Here is a 19,308-nt window from a genome sequence, read left to right on the forward strand (position 1 = left end):
AATGTCTTCGTTTTCTCCCCTTCGTATGCCCGAACTGATCGCCCATGCCCACGCATGGCTGACCCCGGCCAACCCGCAACGCTACCGCCAGGTGTCGCAACGGGTGGTCGGGCAACTGTTGCAAACCCTGCTTTACGAGGACGTGCTGAGCTATCGCCAGGAGCCCCTGGGCGATGGTCGCCAACGCTTTATCGTCGCCGGCACTAACGAGCAGGGCGCAGCGGTCGAGTACCGCTGCGATGGCTTGCTCAGCGACAGCTTCGCCATCATCCGCCTCGACTCGGCCAGCCTGCAGCGTATCGACGCCCAGGGCCAGGCCACTCAGCCGGATCTGCACCAGGCCATCGCCGAGCTGCTCGGCGACCTGGCCGACGGCCCGCACATGCCGCGCTTCATCCAGGAACTTGAGCAGACGCTGCTCAAGGATCTGCAGTCGCGCAGCCAGGACTACCGGCCCGCTGCAGCGCCACACACCCTGGATGCCGACAGCCTGGAGCGGCACTTCATGGATGCCCACAGCTACCACCCGTGCTACAAGTCGCGAATCGGCTTTTCCCTGGACGACAACCGTCGTTATGGCCCGGAGTTCGGCCAGCCGCTGGCGGTGGTCTGGCTGGGCATCGCCCGCAGGCTGGGTTCGGTGAACCAGTCGCAAGGCATCGACCTGCAGCGCTTTCTCGAGGATGAATTCGGCGCCGGGCGCTGGGCCGAGATCGACCGTGCGCTGGCCGAGCAGGGCCGCGCGCTCGCCGACTACTGGCCGATTCCCGTGCACCCCTGGCAGTGGGAGCAGGTCATCGTGCCGAACTTCCAGGCCGAGCTGGCCCGCTGCGAGCTCCTGTACCTGGGCACGTCCGGCCCGGATTATCGCCCCCAGCAGTCGATCCGCACCCTGGCCAACGTCGAGCAGCCCGACCGGCCGTACGTGAAGCTCGCCCTGAGCATGACCAACACCTCAAGCACGCGCATCCTGGCGCGGCACACGGTGCTCAACGGGCCGATCATCAATGACTGGCTGCAACGACTGATCGCCAGTGACGCCACCGCCCAGAAGCTCGGTTTCGTGGTTCTCGGCGAAGTGGCTGGGGTCAGTTTCGACTACGCCCAGTTGCCCGCCATCCGTCAGAGCCAGGCCTACGGCACCCTCGGCGCGATCTGGCGGGAAAACCTCAGCCGCTACCTGAAGCCGGGCGAGCAGGGCGTGCCGTTCAACGGCCTCAGTCATGTCGAGAACCGCTATGGCGAGGGCGAGCAGCGCCCGTTCATCGATGCCTGGATCGCCGGATACGGCCTGCACGCCTGGGTGCGGCAGCTGCTGCGCGTCAGCGTGGCGCCCATCGTGCACATGCTGTATGCCGAGGGCATCGGCATGGAATCCCACGGCCAGAACATCGTGCTGATCCACCGTGACGGCTGGCCCGAGCGTATCGCGCTGAAGGACTTCCACGACGGCGTGCGGTACTCGCCGGCGCACCTGGCTCGCCCTGAACTGGCGCCAGAGCTGGTGCCGCTGCCAGCGAGCCACGCCAAGCTGAACCGCAACTCGTTCATCCTCACCGATGACCTGAACGCGGTGCGCGACTTCTCCTGCGACGCCTTCTTCTTCATCTGCCTGGCCGAGATGGCGATCTTCCTGCGACAGCACTATGGCCTGGACGAAGGCGAGTTCTGGCGGATGACCGCAGACGTGGTGCTCGACTATCAGCGCGAGCACCCACAGCACGCCGCGCGCTTTGCAGCCTTCGACGTGTTCGCCGCCGAATACGAGGTGGAGGAACTGACCAAGCGCCGGCTGCTGGGCGACGGCGAGCGGCGCTTCAAGCACGTACCCAATCCCATGCACCGCCACGGACCACGTCCATGCTGAGAACCAACCGACTCAAACAGCAACTGGCTGCCGGCGAGGCGGTGCGCGGGTTGATCGCCTCGATTCCATCGGCGGCGTCCATCGAGCTGATCGCCGAAGCCGGCTACGACTTCGTGATCATCGACATGGAGCACGTGCTGATCAACCCGGAAACCGTCGAGCACATGATCCGCACGGCCGAGAGCTATGCGCTCACGCCCCTGGTGCGGGTACCGGACTTTGCGCCCAAGCGCATGCTGCGCCTGCTCGATGGCGGCGCCCAGGGTATCGTCCTGCCGCAGGTCGAGCGCCCCGAGGAGCTGAGTGCGGCGATCCGTGCCTGCAAGTATCACCCGCTGGGTGAGCGCAGCCTGAATGCCGGTCGCCCCGGCGCCTTCGGCAAGGCCAGCCTGGCCGAGTACGTCACCCTGGCCAACGCGCAGATCATGGTCGTGGCCATGGTCGAAAGCGTCGAGGGCGTGCGCCGTGCCGCCGAGCTGGCCGCCGTGCCGGGGCTGGACATGATCCTCGAAGGCGCTGCCGACCTGTCCCAGTCGTTCGGCAAGCCCTGGCGGATCGATGGGCCTGTGGTGCAGCAAGCGCTGCTCGACACCTGGCGCGCCGCCCAGGCAGCCGGCATCCCGTACTGCGCCATTCCACGCCAGCCCGACGACCACTTGCGGTGGCTCGAACGCGGCGTCAACACTTTCGTGCTGGGTGACGAACGCGGCATCGCGTTTCGCGCCCTCCAGGCCAAGCTGGCCGCCACCTCGACGCGAGGAAACTGATCCCATGATTCATACCAACCACTCGATTGCCGCTGACCTGGTGATGCAGGACCTGGTCGACTGCCTGCTGGCCGAAGATTTCTTCGGCGCCCTCGACGCCCATCTGGTCGAGCCCACCGCCTGGCGCGCCGCCCATCCGGATGCAGCGTTCGCCGATCTGCAGGCGCCGCACAAAATCTGGCACTGGCACTACGACGCCTCCGAACAACGCGGTCTGGCGGTCGCCCTGCGCGCGGGCATCACCCAGGCCTGGGAAAAGGTGCCCGGCACCCCGGTGCTGGACGTGCAGGGGCAGAGCACGCGGCAACTCACCCCGGATGCCTTCATGGCCCTGGCCCTGAAAGGCGTGAAAGCCGATGCGGTCGACAACGACAAGGGCATCGAGCTGTTCATGGACGTGCTGCGCACCAGCGTCGGGCAGACCGCGCTGTCCCTCGACCACCAGGTGCCGACCGAAGACCTGCTGGAAAAGGACGGCGCCGCGTTCTTCCTGGCCATGGAGCAGTGGGGCTCGCTGCGCGACCGGCCGTTCCATCCCCTGGCCAAGGCCAAGCAGGGCCTGGATGACGAGCAGTACCGCCAGTACCAGGCCGAGTTCGACCAGCCCCTGGCCCTCAACTGGGTCGCGGTGGCCAAAAGCTGCCTGACCTTCGGTGCCGGTATCGAGGCGCTGGCGCGCTGCCAGCCGGCCCAGTTCATTCTCGAGCCTGAGCAGCACGCGAAGCTCGACGCCGAGATGCGCACCCTGGGCATTGCCGATAGCCACGTCGCCCTGCCTGTGCACCCCTGGCAACTGGAGCAGGTGTTGCCTGCGCAGCTCGGCGCGGCTTTCGAGCGTGGTGAGTGCCGGCGCCTGAGCTTCCAGGAAGGCCGTTTCCATCCCACCTCGTCGCTGCGTTCGCTGGCCTGCGCCGCGGCGCCGGCCGATCACATAAAGCTGCCGATGGCGGTGTATTCCCTCGGCGCCTCCCGCTACCTGCCGGCGGTGAAGATGATCAACGGCGGGCTGAGCGAGGCGCTGCTGCGCCAGGGCCGCGAGCGCGACGAGGTGCTGCGCGAGACGCTGCACATCTGCGACGAGAGCAAATGGTGGGGCTACATGCCCGACGGCGGCACCTTGTTCGACGAGGCGCCGCGGCATCTCTCGGCCATGGTCCGTGGCTACCCGCCAGCGCTGCTCGCAGACCCTGCCAAGCGCCTGCTGCCCATGGCCGCGCTGGGGACGCCATTGCCCGACAGCGACCGGCATTTCTTCGACGACTGCATCCGCCAGCGCGGTCTGCCTGTCGGCCCGGCGTCTGTGCTGCAGCTGTTCGGCGAACTGTGCACCTTGTTCTTCGACGTCAATCTGCGCATGTTCCGCCTCGGCATGCTCGGCGAAGTGCACGGCCAGAACGCCGTGCTGGTGTACGACGCCGGCACGGTCAGTGGGCTGCTGCTGCGTGATCACGACTCGCTGCGCCTGTACGTGCCCTGGCTGGAGCGCAACGGCATGCTCGATCCGCAGTACCGAATCAAGAAAGGTCATGCCCAGACGCTGTACCATGAGCGCCCCGAAGACTTGCTGTTCTGGCTGCAGACCCTGGGCATCCAGGTCAACCTGCGCGGTATCATCGATACCCTGGAGCGCGTTTACGACGTACCGGCCGTGCAGGCCTGGCGGGTGTTGCGTCATGCCCTGAGCGAGCGGATCGCCGCTGTGCCGTTCGACGAAGACGCGCGCGCCGTGCTGCGTGGCCAGTTGTTCGAGTCCGACACCTGGCCGCAGAAACTCCTGCTGCGCCCGATGATCGAACGGGCCGGTGGGCCGGGCAGCATGCCGTTCGGCAAGGGGTTAGTCGTCAATCCATTACAAAGGATCGAGTTTGCAACCTAGTGGATCGTTGTCGAGGCGCACGTTGATGCGCCTTTCCCTGGGCGTTATCGCTGCCGGTGCAATGCCCCTGGCCAAGGCCGGGCCTGCACCACAGCGCGTCATCACCTTGTTTCAAGGCGCCACCGACACCGCGGTGGCGCTTGGCATTCGGCCGGCCGGCGTGGTCGATTCGTGGAGCGAGAAGCCCATGTATCGCTACCTGCGCCCGGCGCTGGAAGGCGTGCCCCATGTCGGCCTGGAAACCCAGCCGAGCCTGGAGGACATCGCCTTGCTCACCCCGGACCTGATCGTCGCCTCGCGCTTTCGCCACGAGCGGATCAAGGGGCTGCTCGAACAGCTGTGCCCGGTGGTGATGCTCGACGAGGTATTCGAATTCCGCCACACCCTGCGCGTGATGGGCGCCGCCACGGCGCGCGACGTCGAAGCGCAGGCTTTGCAAGCACGCTGGGATGCACGCATCAGCGCCTTGCGCACGCGCTTGGCCAGCAAGTTCGGCGCGCGCTGGCCGCTCAGCGTATCGGTGCTGGACGTGCGTGAAGACCACGTGCGCAGCTACCTGCCCGACAGCTTCGCCGGCAGCGTGCTGGCCGAACTGGGCTTCGTGTGGAACCGCCAGAGCCGCGATGCCACCGGGGTGTCCATCAAGCTGCGCAGCCGCGAAAGCCTGCCGGTGGCCGACGCCGACGTATTCTTCGTGTTCGGCCGTGCCGACAGCCCGGCGGTGCAGCGCCATTACCAGGCGATTACCCATCACCCGCTGTGGCAGCGCATGAGCGCGCCCAAAGCCGGGCAGGTGTGGTGGGTGGATGGTGTGGCCTGGATATTTTCCGGCGGCATCCTTGGCGCCAATCGCGTTCTCGACGATATCGAACGCACCCTGCTGCAGGACGCCACGGCATGACGGCGTGGAGCAAACTGATCATCGCTTCGCTCGTGCTGCTGGCTTGCTGCGTGCTGAGCCTGTCCACCGGCCCCAGCTGGATCGCCCCGCACACCGTGTTCAACGCCTTGCTGCATGCTGACCCGCTGAACGTCGATCACCTGCTGGTCAACACCACCCGGCTGCCGCGCACGCTGATGGCGGTGGTGGTCGGTGCCAGCCTGGCGGTGGCCGGCGCGCTGATGCAGGCCATGACCCGCAACCCGCTGGCCTCGCCGGGGTTGTTCGGCATCAACGCCGGGGCGACCTTCGCGCTGATCGTTAGCCTGTCGCTGTTCTCCCTGAATGCGCCTGAGCAATGGTTGTGGAGCGCCTTCTGCGGCGCCGCCGTGGCCGGCGCGTTGGTCTGGACGGTGGGCAACAGCGGGCAGGGCGCGCTCAACCCGTTGCGCATGGTGCTTGCCGGGGCGGCGATTACCGCGCTGTTCACGGCGTTCAGCCAGGCGCTGCTGGTGATCGACCAACAAGGTTTGGATACCGTGTTGTTCTGGCTGGCCGGTTCGCTCAGCGAGCGCAGCCTGGCCACCGCCGTGCCGCTGCTGATCTGTGCACTGGTGGCGCTGCTGGTGGCCTGCCTGCTCGGCGCTCAGGTCAACGTGCTTAATGCCGGCGTGCAGATCGCCATCGGCCTGGGCCAGCGTACCGGTCTGATCCGCCTGCAACTCGGCGTGTTGGTGGTGATGCTGGCCGGCAGCGCGGTGGCCCTGGCGGGCAGCATCGGTTTCATCGGTCTGATCGTGCCGCACATGGTGCGTCGTCTGGTCGGCATCGACCACCGGGTGATGTTGCCTGGCTGCGCGCTGCTCGGCGCCACGCTGCTGCTGGTCGCCGACATGCTCGCCCGGGTGGTGATCCTGCCCCAGGAAGTGCCGGTCGGGGTGATGACCGCGCTGTTCGGCGCGCCGTTTTTCATTGCACTAGCACGCCGTGGAGGTCGCAATGCCTAGACCTCACAGCCTGCGCTGGCGCAGTTTCTCGCGGCGTATCGAAGGCACCGGGGCGCTGCGCCTGCTGCTGGCCGTGCTGTTCAGCCTTTTCGTGCTGGTTCTCGGCCTGTGTCTGGGCAAAGTCATGCTCTCGCCGCAGCGAGTCGCTGCCGTACTGATGGGCGAGGGCGGGGCCGGGCTGAGCTTTATCGTCGAGCAGCTGCGCCTGCCGCGCCTGCTGCTCGGCGGGCTGATCGGTGGCGCCCTGGCGGTGTCCGGGTTGATCCTGCAGGCCATCGTGCGCAACCCCCTGGCCTCACCGGATCTGCTCGGCCTGTCCAGCGGCGCCAGTGCGGCGGCGGTGCTGTACCTGTCGGCCTTCGCGGCGACCTGGGGCATGGGCGGCTTGCCGCTGGCGGCGATGCTCGGTGCCGGCAGTGCCGCGCTGGCGGTCTACGGCCTGGCCTGGAAGCAAGGCACGTCACCGCTGCGGCTGGTGCTGATCGGCGTCGGTGTATCGGCCATGCTGGCTGCGGCCACGACTTTCATGCTGGTGTTCAGCCCGCTGAGCACCACCTTGTCGGCCTATGTGTGGCTGACTGGCAGCGTGTACGGCGCGGGCTGGCGAGAGGTCAAGGCGCTGGCGAGCGTGCTGCTGTGTCTGCTGCCGGTCCTGGCGCTGCTATCGCGCCACGTGGTGGTGCAGCAACTGGACGAGGGCCTGGCCCGCGGCATCGGCGTGCGCGTGCAGTGGCTGCGCGCCGCGCTGCTGGCGGTCAGCGTGGCCCTGGCCGGCTCGGCGATCGCCTGGGGCGGCGCCATGGCCTTCGTCGGCTTGATCGCCCCGCATATCGCTCGCCAGCTGATCCCCATCGGTTTCGCCGCCCAGGCCTGCATGGCAGCGCTGGTCGGTGCCAACCTGGTAATGCTCGCCGACCTCGCCGGGCGCACCCTGTTCCTGCCGCTGGACCTGCCCGCCGGCATCTTCGTCGCCGTGTTCGGCACCCCGTATTTTCTGTACCTGCTGATCAAGCAGCGGCAGTGAGGACCCTGACATGACCGCCATCGCCAGCCGTAACCTGACCCTGGCCTACCAGCGCCAGCCGATCATCGACAACCTCGACCTGGCGTTGCCGCGCGGCCAGGTGACGGTGCTGATCGGCAGCAACGGCTGTGGCAAGAGCACGCTACTGAAATCCTTCGCGCGACTGCTCAAGCCGCAGGCCGGCACGGTGATTCTCAACGGTGCCGACATCCAGCGCAAACCGACCGCCGCCGTGGCGCGGGAGCTGGCGATCCTGCCGCAGATGCCGGTGGCGCCCGAGGGCATCAGCGTGCGTCAGTTGGTCGCCCTGGGGCGCTACCCGTACCAGAGCTGGATGCAGCAGTGGTCGGCCGAGGACGAAGCCGTGGTGGCCCGCGCACTGACCCGCACCGGCCTCGATGAGCTGGCCGAGCGGCCGGTCGATGCGCTGTCCGGCGGTCAGCGGCAGCGCGCCTGGATCGCCATGACCCTGGCCCAGGAAACCGAGCTGGTGCTGCTCGACGAGCCGACCACCTTTCTCGACCTGGCCCATCAGATCGAGGTGCTTGATCTGCTGCGCGAGCTCAATCGTCAGGAGGGCAAGACCATCGTCATGGTGCTGCACGACCTCAATCTGGCCTGTCGCTACGCCGACCACATGGTCGCCGTGCACCAGCGCACCGCCTACGCCCAGGGCAAGCCGGCGGACATCCTCAGCGAAGAACTGGTCAAGACGGTGTTCGACCTGGATTGCCGGATCATCCCCGACCCGTTCTTCCACACGCCGCTGTGCATTCCCTTCGGTCGGGACATTCCACGATGAGCTTCAGCGACGCCGAGTGGGCCAGCCTGTGCGGCGCGCTGCGCCTGCGCCGTGAAAGCGAGCGCGACCTCGCGCGCAGCCTGCCGGCCAGGGAATTGCTCGACGAAGCCACCTGCACGGCGCTGTTGGACAGGCTCGGCCCGGTGATTCTCTCGCCGTCGCGGCGCATCACCGCCTCGCTGCTGGGCAAGCGCCAGTCGTTCCTGCTTACCGGTGCCTGCCTGTACGCCATGTCCGCCTACGACAAGGGGCTGGAGCTGTCGCTGGACAACACCTTCATTGAGTACGGCCACGACGACGGCCTGTGGACCTCGTCGCTGCCGCTGCGCAGCCTGGCCGTCTCGCGGCCCGAACCTAGCGCGCGCGATGCCTGGCGCGAGGCGGTGGCCGGCCAGCTGTTCGCCGGCTTGCTCCAGCCGTTATGGGAGAGTTTTTACCGGCTCACCGGCGTGTCGCGGCGCATCCTCTGGGAGAACACCGCAGTGCGCGTCTACTCGCTGTACGAGCGACGCCTGGCCAAGCTCGAATGCGCCGCGACGCGACAGCGCTGCGCCGAAGACTTTCGCTGGCTGACCGAGCAGGCTCCCGGCAGCCTGTTCGGCCTCGATTACAACCCGCTGCAGCATTTCAACCGACCGCTGACCCTGCTCGATGACGGCGCGCGCGCCGTACGGTTCCGCCGCACCTGCTGCTTCTACTACCAGGCCAGCGACCCGGTGGAATATTGCTCCACCTGCCCACTGATCCGACCCAAGGCCCCGCGATGACTACCGAATCCGTTCCCGCTGCATTGATCGACGCCTATCGCGGCATCGCCGCGTCGACCATCGGCCACGTGCTGCAGGAAGGACACATCCACGGCCTGCCGCCGCTGGTGGCCGATGTGCACATCGTCGGCCGCGTTACCACCGCGCAGATCCACGCGCCGGATGGCAGCGTGCTACGCGATGCGCTGATCGCCAGCCAACCGGGCAACGTGCTGGTGGTCGCCAACAGCGGCGAGGCGAACTGCGCCTGCTGGGGCGAGCTGCGCACCCTCGCGGCGCGCATCAAGGGCCTGGCCGGGGTGGTGATCGACGGCCCGGTGACCGACGTGCGCGTGCTGCGAACGCTCGGCCTGCCGATCTTCTGCAGCGGCGTCAGCGCCTATACCACGCGCCCGCTTGGCGAGCAGGGCACGGTTAACGTTCCGGTGACGATACGCGGCGTGCGGGTGCAGCCTGGTGATCTGCTGGTGGGCGATGACGATGGGATTTATGTGCTGTCACCTGAGCAGGCGGGTGAGTTGCTGGAGCGTCTGCAGAACAAGGAGGCGGCCGATGCGGCACGACGTGTTGAGTTGCAGGCGCGGTTGGGCCAGTTGGTGGGCAGCTAGCGCCCACCCGAACCGATCAATGAGACCGCGCGGCGGTCCTGATGAAAGATTACGAATGTGGGAGCGCGCCATGCGCGCGAAAAAATCGTGGGCATGGCTCGCTCCCACACTATTGAATTGCTGGTTCCTCAGCTAATCGCTTCAGCCCTGCGACTCGCCAGATAACTACCCGGCGGCGGGCTCGCCACGAAGTGCGTCTGCAACCCATCGAAAATCGCCTGAGCCACGCGTTTTTGGTGCAGCGGGTCGCACAGCTTGCGGCAGTCGCCGGAGTTCGAGATAAAGCCGGTCTCCACCAGAATCGACGGGATATCCGGAGACTTGAGCACCGCAAAGCCCGCCTGCTCGACGCGCTTCTGATGCACACCAGCCACCTTGCCGACGTTGTCGAGCACCGTCTTGCCCAGCCCCAGGCTGGTTGTGATGGTGGAATTCAGCGACATGTCCAGCAGCACGCCAGCGAGCATCGGGTCCTTGTTCTTGAGCGACAGCAATTCACGGGCGCCGAGGATATCGGCGCTGTTTTCCCGCTCCGCCATCCAGCGGGCGGTGGTCGAGGTGGCGCCGCTTTCCGAGAGGGCGAACACCGAAGCGCCCGAGGCGTTGCTCCGCGGCGCGGCGTCGGCATGCACAGAGATGAACAGGTCGGCGTTGTAGCGGCGGGCGACTTCCACGCGTTTGCGCAGCGGTATGAAAACGTCCTGATTGCGTACCAGCTGCGCCTTGAAGCCACGCTGGCGATTGAGCTTGTCGGCCAGCAGTCGGGCGATGGCCAGGGCCACGATCTTCTCCTGCTCGCCGTTGCCACCCACCGCCCCCGGGTCCTTGCCGCCGTGCCCGGCATCGATCACCACGACCACATCACGCTGCCCGGCTGTCTTGTTGCTAGCGGCAGCAACGGCCGCTGCTGGCGGCGCCTTGGCAATCGGCGCCACCATTGCCGCACTGTGCAGGTCGACCACCAGGCGATGGCCCTCACTGCCGGAGGGGCCAAGCAGGAAGCTTTCCACCCGAGCCGGCTGCTTCAGGTCGAGCACGATACGTGTACCGCCAGCCTGAGGGCCGCTGCGTACGGCGCCGAGCAGGCGGTTGCCAGCCGGAATTTCATTGAGGCCGGCAAAGGCGCTGGTGCCTGCCAAGTCGACGACCAGTCGATCAGGCGCTTTCAACGTGAAAATCTGATATTTCGCCGGGCCGCTCAGCTCGAACACCAGCCTAAGCTTGTCGCCGTCATCCCAGGCGCGGGCATGCACGATTTTCTGGGTGGCGGAAGCGTCGAAGGCCCAGGGCAGGGCGATACCTGCAAGGGCCAGGTGCAGGAGGTGACGTCTGTGCATGGTGCTACGCTACCGAAGCGATAGATATTGGACGTTATATTATTTCATAATATGTCGTAATGTAAGTGCCCCTATATCCGCTGGCGATCGTGCAAAATTTGCTCATGCACAAGCACGAACGCCACCCGAAGGTGGCGTTTTTCATTGGAGAGCGCGTCACAACATGCGTTTCAGCACATCGTTGCGCTTGTCCTTGTCGAAGAAACGGTGCTTCAGCGAGCCGATCACGTGCAACACGATCAAGCCAAGCAGGGTATAGGCCAGCGTTTTGTGCAGCCACTGGAAGACCACGAACCAGTCATCGTTCTTGGCCAGCAGCTCCGGCAGGTTGACGCCGAAGAAGTACACGCCGTCGCTCATGGTGTAGGTGCTCGACATCGAATAGCCCATCAGCGGCACCAGCACCAAAAGCACGTACATGGAACGTTGCACCAACTGAGCAAGAAAACGTTCGTGTCTGGCTAAGGTAAGCGGTGGCTTTGGCAGCACCGGGGTCTTCAGGCGAATGATGATCTGGATCACCACCACCAGAAAGGCCAGCACGCCGAAGGATTTGTGCCAGGGGTAATAGAGCACGAATTTGCTCTCGACATCGTCGCTCATCCCGGTCATGTGCCAGCCGGCCCACAACAGGCCTAGGATCAGCACTGCACGTACCCAGTGCAGCACCAGCAAGGATCTTGGGTAATGGTCGACTGGTTCTTTTCTTATCGTATTCATCGCAGTCTCTTTTTAATGATCATCAAGGCCTGGGAATTACGGGCGGCCCGCGAAACTACGGGTCGCCCGGGTGACACACTCAGTTGGGTAGCAAAACGGTAACCACCTTCTCCTCGGTGTAGGCGACCGCGCCACCGAAGCCGCCTTCACGGCCGATGCCGCTGGTCTTCACGCCGCCCCAGGGCAGGTTGGCATCCAGCGGGCTCCAGCAGTTGACGCCCACTGCGCCGGTTTTCAGGGCCGCCGCCACACGGTGCGCGCGCGCCAGGTTGGTGGTCCATACGGTGGCCGCCAGGCCGTAGCTGGAATCGTTGGCCAGGGCGATGGCTTCTTCTTCGGTGTCGAAGGTGATCACCGTACCGACCGGGCCGAAGATTTCGTCGCGGGCGATGGCCATTTCATTGCGGGCATTGGCGAAAATGGTCGGGCGCACGAAGAAGCCCTGGTCGGGGTTGGACACGCCGCCGGCCAGCAGCGTGGCGCCCTGGTCGATACCCAGCTGGATGTAGCGGTTGACGCGGTCGAACTGCGCCTTCTTGGCCACCGGGCCCATCTGGGTGTCCGGCTGGCGCGGGTCGCCGACCTTCACGGAGCTGGCCGCCTGAGCCAATGCCGCCGCGAATCGTTCGGCCACGCCGCGTTGCACCAGGATGCGCGAACCGGCGGCGCAGACCTGGCCCTGGTTGGCGAACAGGCCCAGCGAGCAGCCGAACAGGGCATCTTCGAAAGACGCATCGTCGAAAACGATCTGCGGGCTCTTGCCGCCCAGTTCCAGGGCCACGCGCTTGAACAGCACGCCAGCGGTGCGCTGGATCTCGCGGCCGGCTTCGGGGCTGCCGGTGAAGCTGATCTTGGCGATGTCCGGGTGTTCGCACAGGGCGCGGCCCACTTCGGCGCCGAAGCCGGTGACGATATTGATCACGCCATCAGGAAAGCCCGCTTCCTTGGCCAACGCGGCCAGGTGCAGGGCCGACTGCGGGGTTTCTTCCGACGGTTTGACCACCACGGTGCAGCCGGCGGCCAGCAGAGCGGCCAGTTTCCACACGGTGATCATCAGCGGCGAGTTCCACGGCACGATGGCGCCGACTACGCCAATCGGCTCGCGTACGGTGTAAGACAGGGTTTTGGTGCCGAAATAGCCACCGCTCGGAATGGTGCGGCCTTCGAGCTGGTTGGCCCAACCAGCGGCGGCGCGCAGGTTGGCGATGGCGTTGGGCAGATCCATGCGGCGCGGCTCCATCGGCGAGCGGCCGATGGCGTTGGCGTCCATATCGGCGAGCTGCTCGGTGTCGCGTTCGACCAGATCAGCCAGCTTGTTCAGCAGACGGCTACGCTGGGAGCCGGAAAGCTGGCTCCAGGCGCCGCCTTCGAGCTGGCTGCGCGCCGCTTCCACGGCGCGGTTGACGTCCTCGGTGGTGCCGCGTGCGGAGCTGCCGTAGACCTTCTCGGTCACCGGGTCGATGAGGTCGAAACGACGGCCATCGGAGGAGTCCGCGGCGGCGCCGGCGATGAAGTGTTGCAGATGCTGAGTCATGTACGTGTCCACCAATGAGAGAGTCTGTTAAGCCTTGAGCGACGCCAGAGCGTCACCGAAGATGTCCAGCGCCTTGAAGAACAGCGCCCGTGAAATGGTCAGCGACGGCATGATGCGCATCACGTTGCTGTAGCGCCCGCACGGGATCATCAGCACGCCGTGGTTCATCAGGTAGCCCATCAGCTGACCGATCTTGTCGCGCGACAGCGGCTCCTTGGTGACCGGATCCTCGACCAGCTCGATGCCGATCATCAGGCCACGGCCGCGTACTTCGCCCAGGAACGGGCTGTTGAAGGCGCGGATACGCTCCTGGGCTTCGAGGCCCAGGGTGTGGGCGCGGTTGAGCAGGTCCAGTTCGGGGTCCTGAAGGATGGCGATGTTGGTCAGCGCCACCACGGCGGACAGCGAGTTGGCGGCGAAGGTGTTGGGCATCGAGCCGTCGGGGATCTGCGCGGCGAGGTCCGAGCGCATCATCAGGCCGGCCATTGGCAGGTCGCTGCCGATTCCCTTGCCGAAGGTCAGCATGTCCGGCTTGACGCCAGAATGCTCGACGGCCCACATCTTGCCGGTACGCCCGGCGCCGGCCTGAACTTCGTCGACGATCAGCAGCGTGCCGCTACGGTCGCAGGCCTTGCGCAGCAGTTGCAGGAATTCGGGTGAAGGCGGCACGTAACCGCCTTCACCCTGTACGGGCTCGACGATCACCGCGGCCACGTCGTCGGCGGCGGTGTAGGGCGTGTTGAGCAGGTAGTCCACGTACTCACCGGCGATCTGCTCGGCACTCTTGTGGGTAGTGTCGAACGGAAAACGGTAGGCGTAAGGGTAGGGCGCGTGAATCACGCCACCCATCTGCGCGCCAAAGCCCTTGCGGTAGGCGTTGCCGGTAGTCAGCGCGCCCGAGGCATGCCAGACACCGTGGTAACCGCCATGAAAGGCGAGGATCTGATGGCGACCGGTGACGCGCTTGGCGAACTTGATCGCCGCTTCCAGCGCGTCACTGCCGCTCTGGGTGAAGAAGGTCACGCAGTCGCCACGCAGCCCGGGCGGCGCGATCTCGGAAAGCTTGGCGGCCAGCTCGGTGCGCCGGGTGCTGTTGATCTCCAGGGCGTGCATCAACACTTCGGATTGAGCACGAATGGCCTCGACCACCTTGGGGTGGCAGCGGCCGACGCTGCTCACGCCCACGCCGGCGGACAGGTCGATGTAGGTGTTGCCGTCCGGATCCTTGAAGGTCGCCCCGAAGGCGCGATCCATGGCGATGGGCATGCGGCCGCCACCACGGGCCATCGACTCGGTGCGCGCCGACAGGGCTAGGGCTTCGCTGGTTTTCGGGCCTGGCAGGGTGCTGGAGACGATGTGCGGGGCGTCCGCAAAGTGCAGGGATTCGAGTTTGGCTTCGCTCATGACGGCCTCTACGGGATGTCGGTTCAGGTAAGCCGATCATCTGCTCAGTGGGCGTAGAGCCGGTATCCCAAATCGGCAACCGGCGTGTCCAGGACGGGTGCAGCGATCAATCAAACCATGTATGCCACGAAAGGGGCCTGGCACCGCTGCGCCCTGCCACCCATCATTCTTTGGCATCGACAGCCCCTAAAACCGGTCATAAGCAGAACATGAACATCCCGGAAACGGCCGATGAAACGTCTGCGTATCGCCACCTTCAATATCAATGGCATCAACGCCCGCCTGCCTAACCTGCTTAGCTGGCTGGAGCGCGAGCAACCGGATGTGGTGTGTCTGCAGGAGCTGAAAACAGCGGACAAATCATTCCCGGCCCGTGATATCGAAGCGGCCGGTTATGGCGTGGTGTATCAGGGGCAGACGTCGTGGAACGGCGTGGCGATTCTCGGCCGTGATACCCAACCGCTGGAGATTCGTCGCGGCCTGCCAGGCGCTGAGTGGGACGTCCAGGCTCGCTATATCGAGGCCGCAGTGCAGGGCGTGGTGGTGGCCTGCCTGTACCTGCCCAACGGTAATCCGCAGCCCGGGCCGAAATTCGATTACAAGCTCAAATGGTTCGAGCATCTGATCGCGCACGCACAGACGTTACAGGCCAGCGAACATCCGGTGGTGCTGGCTGGCGACTTCAACGTGGTACCGACCGATTTCGACATCTACAACACCCGTTCCTGGCTCAAGGACGCATTACTGCAGCCCGAAAGCCGCGCCTGCTTTCAACGGTTGCTCGAGCAGGGCTGGGTGGACGCACTGCGCACACTTCACCCGAACGAGCAGCTGTTCACCTTCTGGGATTACTTTCGCCGCCACTGGCAGAGCAATTCCGGGCTGCGAATCGACCACCTGCTACTCAACCCGGCGCTGGCTCCTTACCTGCAGAGCGCCGGTGTGGACACCTGGGTGCGCGGCGAGGATCACCCCAGCGACCACGCGCCTGCTTGGATCGAGCTGAGTAGCCGCAAGCGCAAACGCCATTAGCGGACAGCTGCTGGCGGGATTCGCCTGATGCAGGCTACACGCAGGCTTGGCGAGCTGCGCGCGCATTGTGCCAAGCGCATCTGGATGCAGATGCTCGGCTCCTGTTTCAAACCTTTAACAGTTCATCCATTACCACGCGGCACCTGTTGCCACGCAGGTTGCGCGGCAATTGCTGTCTGACGCCGGCACGCGAAGGTGTCTCGCCAGCGTTACAAATAGCGGTGGGGGCTTGTCCGCTATAAAACTTATCCTTTTGTTTTATATGAAAAAATATCTAGTGGCACAGTGCATGCTCAAGGCTCGATAACGCTCACATGGATCGAGCCTGGGGATGTAAGTCATGAAGCGCCTGGTTATCTTCAACTACTGCATATTGGCGCTGGCCTGCGTGCTGCAGGCCAGCGTTCAGGCTGCCGATGGCGACGTGATCATCACCCGTGACGTACAACCGCGTGTCGCTACCCGGGCAGCGCTGGTACCGGATCCGAACCCACTTTCCGTGAACCCTGGTCGCTCGGTGGTCGATGCCACTGCCGAACTGGCCGATGGCGACTTCGCCAACGTTTCCAGTGGGCTGGCTTTGCCTGCGCAACTGCTTGGCAACTCGTTTGGCTACCAGGTGCAAGCGCCGCTGCAGCAATCGATGCCGGGACTCGGCGCGTCCCATAGCGGCAGCGGTGGCAACGGTGTGGCCTCGCAGGTCAACCGCAGCGTGCAGCAGGGCCTGCGGCCTCTGCAGATGCTGGGGGATCGCTGATATGCGCTCGTGCATTCTGCTCATAAGCCTGGCCCTGAGCGGGCTGGTTCAGGCTGACGATGTCGCGCGTATCGACGCAGCCGGATCCGCTTATCAGGGCAACCTCAGCGTCAACCAGGCTGCCGGCGATCTGCAGCAGCAGGCCAATGTGCGGGTCATCAGCGTGGGCGGGACAGGGGTTTCAGCCAGCACTGTGCGCCAGAGCATCGACCAGCTACCCGCTGGCAGCGCTGCCCATAACACCCAGGCAAGTATCGACGGCAACGCCTTCAGCGGCGGTAACGGCGTGGTTGGCGTCACCCAGGCAGCCGGTGTCGGCAACCAGCAGGTCAACGTACTCAGCGTGACCTTGCTAGCCGCACCGCAAAGCCTGGACGACAGCGTTCTGGCGCAGAGCGTGACTCGCGCCGACGAATCCTTTTCAGCGACACCCGTCGGCGAGCGCCGGGCGCAGATGAGCAACGAGGCCTTCTCGGGAAGCCGTGGCGTCGTGCAGCTGAACCAGAGTTCCGGGATTGGCAACCGAACCGCCAATCACCTGAGCATCAGGGTTGTGGATTGACCCTAATCGAGCAAGGCCAACACTAAACCGCATGGAGAAACACGTCATGAAACCTTCAGTACTGCTCAGCCCTCTGGCATTCGCACTGGCTGCTGTTCTGGCCACCTCCGCCCACGCAACCCAACCAAGCAGCGGTGCTTCCAGCAACGCCAGCGGCGCCACGGCAAAGATTTCCGACACCCAGCTCAACTTCGGTAACCGTGTCACCAACCACGAGACCAAGAACAACGCCAGCGTCGACGGTTCGCTGCGTAATGCCTCCGGTAACGTAGGCGTCAACGTCGCGGCCGGCGACAACAACCAGCAGGCCAACGCGGCCGCCATTGCCACCGCCGACACCGCCTTCGTATTCGGTGTCGCGGTCGCCGGCTCCGGCGCCAATGCCACCACTGGTGTCGAGCAGCGGGCGTACTCCAACAACCTGACCAACTACGGCAACCCCAACAATGCGTCGGTCAATAACAGTGCCAACGGCGCAACCGGCAACCTGGGCGTCAACGTGGCGGCGGGTAACTACAACCAGCAGAAGAACGACACCACCATCGCTTCGTCTGAAACCGCCTACGTGGCCAACGCCTCGGCCACCGTGCTGCAGGCTTCCAACGGCAACGTGACCGATAACAACCAGGGCACTGTCTTCGAAGACGAGTCTGCCCTTGCCATGCAAACCAGCAGCTACGGCGGTTCCTGGTGGCCTCAGCCACAGCAGGAGAAAACGCCAAGCGTCAACAACGCCAGCCTGAGCGGTTCGCTGGCCGGCGTATCGGGCAATGTCGGCGTCAACATCGCAGCCGGTGGCGGCAACCAGCAAAGCAACAGCCTGACCATTGCCGCTGGTTGTAATGCCTGCGTAGCACGTTAAGGCCTGAAGCAGTCGACGATGCCGGGACCACCCGGCATCGTTTTATCGGGGAACCACCATGGCTGGATTTCTTGCCAGGCGACTGCTGGGCTTGAGCTGCGTGACGCTATGTCTGGCCGCGACAGCTGCCGAGATGCGCATGGCTGTGTTGCCCGGCGGGGCGCTTGCCAGCGTGCAGGTCGAGAGCATGCGCGAGCGGCGTTTCGCCAACCTGGTCGAGCAGAAGACCGACTTCAGCTGTGGCGCCGCTGCCATGGCGACGATTCTCAACCAGGCCTATGGCATGCAGCTGCAGGAGGAAGAGGTGATTCGCGGCATGTTGGCCAGCGCCGACGCCGAACAGGTACGCACCCAGGGCTTTTCCATGCTCGACATGAAGAATTACGCCAGCACCCTGGGCCTGCGCGCGCGGGGTTACCGGGTCGATGCCGAGCAACTGCAGAACCTGAAGATTCCCAGCATCGTGTTGCTCAACGTGCGTGGCTACAAACACTTCGTGGTGCTACAGCGCATCTACCGCGGCTACGCCTATGTCGGTGATCCGGTGCTGGGGCACAAGAAGATGCCGCTCAGCGAATTCAGCCAGGGCTGGAACGGGATTGTCTTCGCACTGATCGGCCCGGGCTACAACCGCGCCAACGCGTTGCTGACACCGCCGGAGCCGCTGACCGCCAAGACGCGCATCGATGGCTTCAGCCCGGTGAAAGATGCCGAGCTGATGGAGTTCGGCTTCATCCAGAGTGATTTTTTCTAACTGCCAGGGGAAGGGTCATGAACAGCAAGCTATGGCTGGCCGCGAGCATTCTTGCTGCGAGCCTGCCGGTGAGCGCCGCCAATCCGTTCCAACCTATAGAAGTCGCCGATCAGGAGCTCGCTCAGTTGCGTGGGCGCTACATATTGCCCGACCGCATCATCAGCTTCGGCGTAGTGATGAGCTCGACCTGGCAAAACAGCGCAGGGCAGGTGATCGGTGCCGAGGTGGCGGTGAGCGTCGCTAACGGGCAGGTGCTGCCGTCGCTGCAGGTTCGCGAGATCAGTTCGCTGGGTACCGGCGCAAACGTCACGGCCGGAACCGGGGTGATTACTGGTGGCAATGGCCTGGATTCGGTCAACGGCATCGTGCAGAGCGTGCGCACCGCGGGGGACCTGAATAGTGGCCTGAACGATCTGCGTGTGCAGATCAGCACCGGTGGCAGTACTACGGCTAGTAGCGAAGGCCAGGCGTGGAGGGGTAGCGAGGCGTTCGCCAACGCCGCCGGTACGGTGAATGTCAGCAGCCGCAACGGCGGCATCAATATCGCGTTGCAGGCCGGGCAGGGGCAGGGCTTCAGTAGCCAGCAGATCGGTGGCGGGGTAGCCCAGCACGCCAACATCTCCGGCTCGCTGAACGAGGTGCGCAACCTGGCGACTCTCAACGTGGCGCTGCGTGACAACCCGCGCAACCTCAATCTGGACAGCTGTATCGAGCAACTTCGGGCCCTGCGCCCCCATGGCTATTGAGC

General features: G+C 64.9%; 19 protein-coding genes. 15 read left to right on the forward strand and 4 right to left on the reverse strand.

What is annotated here, in order from left to right; all coding sequences use genetic code 11:
- The first annotated feature begins 1 nt into the window (after position 1).
- Genes FB481_RS07455 through FB481_RS07495 form a run of 9 tightly spaced genes read left to right on the forward strand, consistent with a single transcriptional unit; the run spans position 2 to position 9,598 of the window.
- On the forward strand, positions 2-1,867 hold the full coding sequence (locus FB481_RS07455) for an IucA/IucC family siderophore biosynthesis protein (RefSeq protein WP_093504659.1): 1,866 nt from the start codon (positions 2-4) through the stop codon (positions 1,865-1,867).
- Entirely contained in the window at positions 1,861-2,634 is a 774-nt protein-coding gene (locus FB481_RS07460; RefSeq protein WP_093504661.1) for an HpcH/HpaI aldolase/citrate lyase family protein, read from the forward strand. The genes FB481_RS07455 and FB481_RS07460 overlap by 7 nt, the downstream gene beginning before the upstream one ends.
- Positions 2,635-2,638: 4 nt before the next feature.
- Positions 2,639-4,510, forward strand: coding sequence for an IucA/IucC family siderophore biosynthesis protein (locus tag FB481_RS07465; RefSeq protein ID WP_147175731.1), 1,872 nt, complete (start codon positions 2,639-2,641; stop codon positions 4,508-4,510).
- Complete coding sequence (locus FB481_RS07470; protein WP_147175733.1) at positions 4,500-5,411, forward strand: ABC transporter substrate-binding protein; 912 nt, start codon at positions 4,500-4,502, stop codon at positions 5,409-5,411. The genes FB481_RS07465 and FB481_RS07470 overlap by 11 nt, the downstream gene beginning before the upstream one ends.
- On the forward strand, positions 5,408-6,397 hold the full coding sequence (locus FB481_RS07475; protein ID WP_147175735.1) for an iron ABC transporter permease: 990 nt from the start codon (positions 5,408-5,410) through the stop codon (positions 6,395-6,397). Before FB481_RS07470 ends, FB481_RS07475 begins: the two co-directional genes overlap by 4 nt.
- Entirely contained in the window at positions 6,390-7,421 is a 1,032-nt protein-coding gene (locus tag FB481_RS07480; protein ID WP_147175737.1) for an iron chelate uptake ABC transporter family permease subunit, read from the forward strand. The genes FB481_RS07475 and FB481_RS07480 overlap by 8 nt, the downstream gene beginning before the upstream one ends.
- Before the next feature lie 10 nt (positions 7,422-7,431).
- Positions 7,432-8,223 (forward strand): ABC transporter ATP-binding protein, encoded by a 792-nt coding sequence (locus FB481_RS07485; protein WP_013791471.1) that lies wholly within the window; start codon positions 7,432-7,434, stop codon positions 8,221-8,223.
- Entirely contained in the window at positions 8,220-8,990 is a 771-nt protein-coding gene (locus FB481_RS07490) for an IucA/IucC family C-terminal-domain containing protein (protein ID WP_093504671.1), read from the forward strand. The genes FB481_RS07485 and FB481_RS07490 overlap by 4 nt, the downstream gene beginning before the upstream one ends.
- Positions 8,987-9,598 (forward strand): RraA family protein, encoded by a 612-nt coding sequence (locus FB481_RS07495; RefSeq protein ID WP_093504674.1) that lies wholly within the window; start codon positions 8,987-8,989, stop codon positions 9,596-9,598. Before FB481_RS07490 ends, FB481_RS07495 begins: the two co-directional genes overlap by 4 nt.
- Before the next feature lie 128 nt (positions 9,599-9,726).
- Here FB481_RS07495 and FB481_RS07500 read toward each other — a convergent pair whose 3' ends face one another.
- From FB481_RS07500 to FB481_RS07515, 4 genes are all read right to left on the reverse strand, one after another.
- Complete coding sequence (locus FB481_RS07500; protein WP_093504676.1) at positions 9,727-10,935, reverse strand: N-acetylmuramoyl-L-alanine amidase; 1,209 nt, start codon at positions 10,933-10,935, stop codon at positions 9,727-9,729.
- 156 nt (positions 10,936-11,091) lie between these two features.
- On the reverse strand, positions 11,092-11,655 hold the full coding sequence (locus FB481_RS07505) for a cytochrome b (protein WP_093504678.1): 564 nt from the start codon (positions 11,653-11,655) through the stop codon (positions 11,092-11,094).
- A 79-nt stretch (positions 11,656-11,734) separates the two neighbouring features.
- Positions 11,735-13,189: an aldehyde dehydrogenase family protein gene (locus tag FB481_RS07510; protein ID WP_147175738.1), complete on the reverse strand. Its 1,455-nt coding sequence runs from the start codon at positions 13,187-13,189 to the stop codon at positions 11,735-11,737.
- A 27-nt stretch (positions 13,190-13,216) separates the two neighbouring features.
- Positions 13,217-14,593: an aspartate aminotransferase family protein gene (locus FB481_RS07515; protein WP_147175740.1), complete on the reverse strand. Its 1,377-nt coding sequence runs from the start codon at positions 14,591-14,593 to the stop codon at positions 13,217-13,219.
- 231 nt (positions 14,594-14,824) lie between these two features.
- Between FB481_RS07515 and xth the strand changes: the two genes are divergently transcribed.
- From xth to FB481_RS07545, 6 genes are all read left to right on the forward strand, one after another.
- Positions 14,825-15,625 (forward strand): exodeoxyribonuclease III, encoded by an 801-nt coding sequence (gene xth, locus FB481_RS07520; RefSeq protein WP_093504684.1) that lies wholly within the window; start codon positions 14,825-14,827, stop codon positions 15,623-15,625.
- A gap of 340 nt (positions 15,626-15,965) precedes the next feature.
- The gene (locus FB481_RS07525) at positions 15,966-16,382 is read left to right on the forward strand and encodes a hypothetical protein (protein WP_093504686.1); all 417 of its coding nucleotides are present in this window, start codon (positions 15,966-15,968) and stop codon (positions 16,380-16,382) included.
- 1 nt (position 16,383) lies between these two features.
- Positions 16,384-16,944, forward strand: coding sequence for an adhesin (locus tag FB481_RS07530; protein ID WP_256662717.1), 561 nt, complete (start codon positions 16,384-16,386; stop codon positions 16,942-16,944).
- 46 nt (positions 16,945-16,990) lie between these two features.
- Positions 16,991-17,806 (forward strand): hypothetical protein, encoded by an 816-nt coding sequence (locus tag FB481_RS07535; RefSeq protein WP_147175742.1) that lies wholly within the window; start codon positions 16,991-16,993, stop codon positions 17,804-17,806.
- Positions 17,807-17,864: 58 nt separating this feature from the next.
- Entirely contained in the window at positions 17,865-18,560 is a 696-nt protein-coding gene (locus tag FB481_RS07540) for a C39 family peptidase (RefSeq protein WP_147175745.1), read from the forward strand.
- A gap of 17 nt (positions 18,561-18,577) precedes the next feature.
- Positions 18,578-19,306: a hypothetical protein gene (locus FB481_RS07545; protein ID WP_147175746.1), complete on the forward strand. Its 729-nt coding sequence runs from the start codon at positions 18,578-18,580 to the stop codon at positions 19,304-19,306.
- The last annotated feature ends 2 nt before the right edge of the window (positions 19,307-19,308 follow it).

This window comes from Pseudomonas sp. AG1028, assembly GCF_007993955.1.
Lineage (GTDB): Bacteria > Pseudomonadota > Gammaproteobacteria > Pseudomonadales > Pseudomonadaceae > Aquipseudomonas > Aquipseudomonas straminea.

Coding starts and splice junctions, on each gene's coding strand:
- FB481_RS07455 (WP_093504659.1), top strand. CDS start 2: ATGTCTTCGTTTTCTCCCCTTCGTATGCCCGAACTGATCGCCCATGCC.
- FB481_RS07460 (WP_093504661.1), top strand. CDS start 1,861: ATGCTGAGAACCAACCGACTCAAACAGCAACTGGCTGCCGGCGAGGCG.
- FB481_RS07465 (WP_147175731.1), top strand. CDS start 2,639: ATGATTCATACCAACCACTCGATTGCCGCTGACCTGGTGATGCAGGAC.
- FB481_RS07475 (WP_147175735.1), top strand. CDS start 5,408: ATGACGGCGTGGAGCAAACTGATCATCGCTTCGCTCGTGCTGCTGGCT.
- FB481_RS07480 (WP_147175737.1), top strand. CDS start 6,390: ATGCCTAGACCTCACAGCCTGCGCTGGCGCAGTTTCTCGCGGCGTATC.
- FB481_RS07485 (WP_013791471.1), top strand. CDS start 7,432: ATGACCGCCATCGCCAGCCGTAACCTGACCCTGGCCTACCAGCGCCAG.
- FB481_RS07490 (WP_093504671.1), top strand. CDS start 8,220: ATGAGCTTCAGCGACGCCGAGTGGGCCAGCCTGTGCGGCGCGCTGCGC.
- FB481_RS07495 (WP_093504674.1), top strand. CDS start 8,987: ATGACTACCGAATCCGTTCCCGCTGCATTGATCGACGCCTATCGCGGC.
- FB481_RS07500 (WP_093504676.1), bottom strand. CDS start 10,935: ATGCACAGACGTCACCTCCTGCACCTGGCCCTTGCAGGTATCGCCCTG.
- FB481_RS07505 (WP_093504678.1), bottom strand. CDS start 11,655: ATGAATACGATAAGAAAAGAACCAGTCGACCATTACCCAAGATCCTTG.
- FB481_RS07510 (WP_147175738.1), bottom strand. CDS start 13,189: ATGACTCAGCATCTGCAACACTTCATCGCCGGCGCCGCCGCGGACTCC.
- FB481_RS07515 (WP_147175740.1), bottom strand. CDS start 14,593: ATGAGCGAAGCCAAACTCGAATCCCTGCACTTTGCGGACGCCCCGCAC.
- xth (WP_093504684.1), top strand. CDS start 14,825: ATGAAACGTCTGCGTATCGCCACCTTCAATATCAATGGCATCAACGCC.
- FB481_RS07525 (WP_093504686.1), top strand. CDS start 15,966: ATGAAGCGCCTGGTTATCTTCAACTACTGCATATTGGCGCTGGCCTGC.
- FB481_RS07530 (WP_256662717.1), top strand. CDS start 16,384: ATGCGCTCGTGCATTCTGCTCATAAGCCTGGCCCTGAGCGGGCTGGTT.
- FB481_RS07535 (WP_147175742.1), top strand. CDS start 16,991: ATGAAACCTTCAGTACTGCTCAGCCCTCTGGCATTCGCACTGGCTGCT.
- FB481_RS07540 (WP_147175745.1), top strand. CDS start 17,865: ATGGCTGGATTTCTTGCCAGGCGACTGCTGGGCTTGAGCTGCGTGACG.
- FB481_RS07545 (WP_147175746.1), top strand. CDS start 18,578: ATGAACAGCAAGCTATGGCTGGCCGCGAGCATTCTTGCTGCGAGCCTG.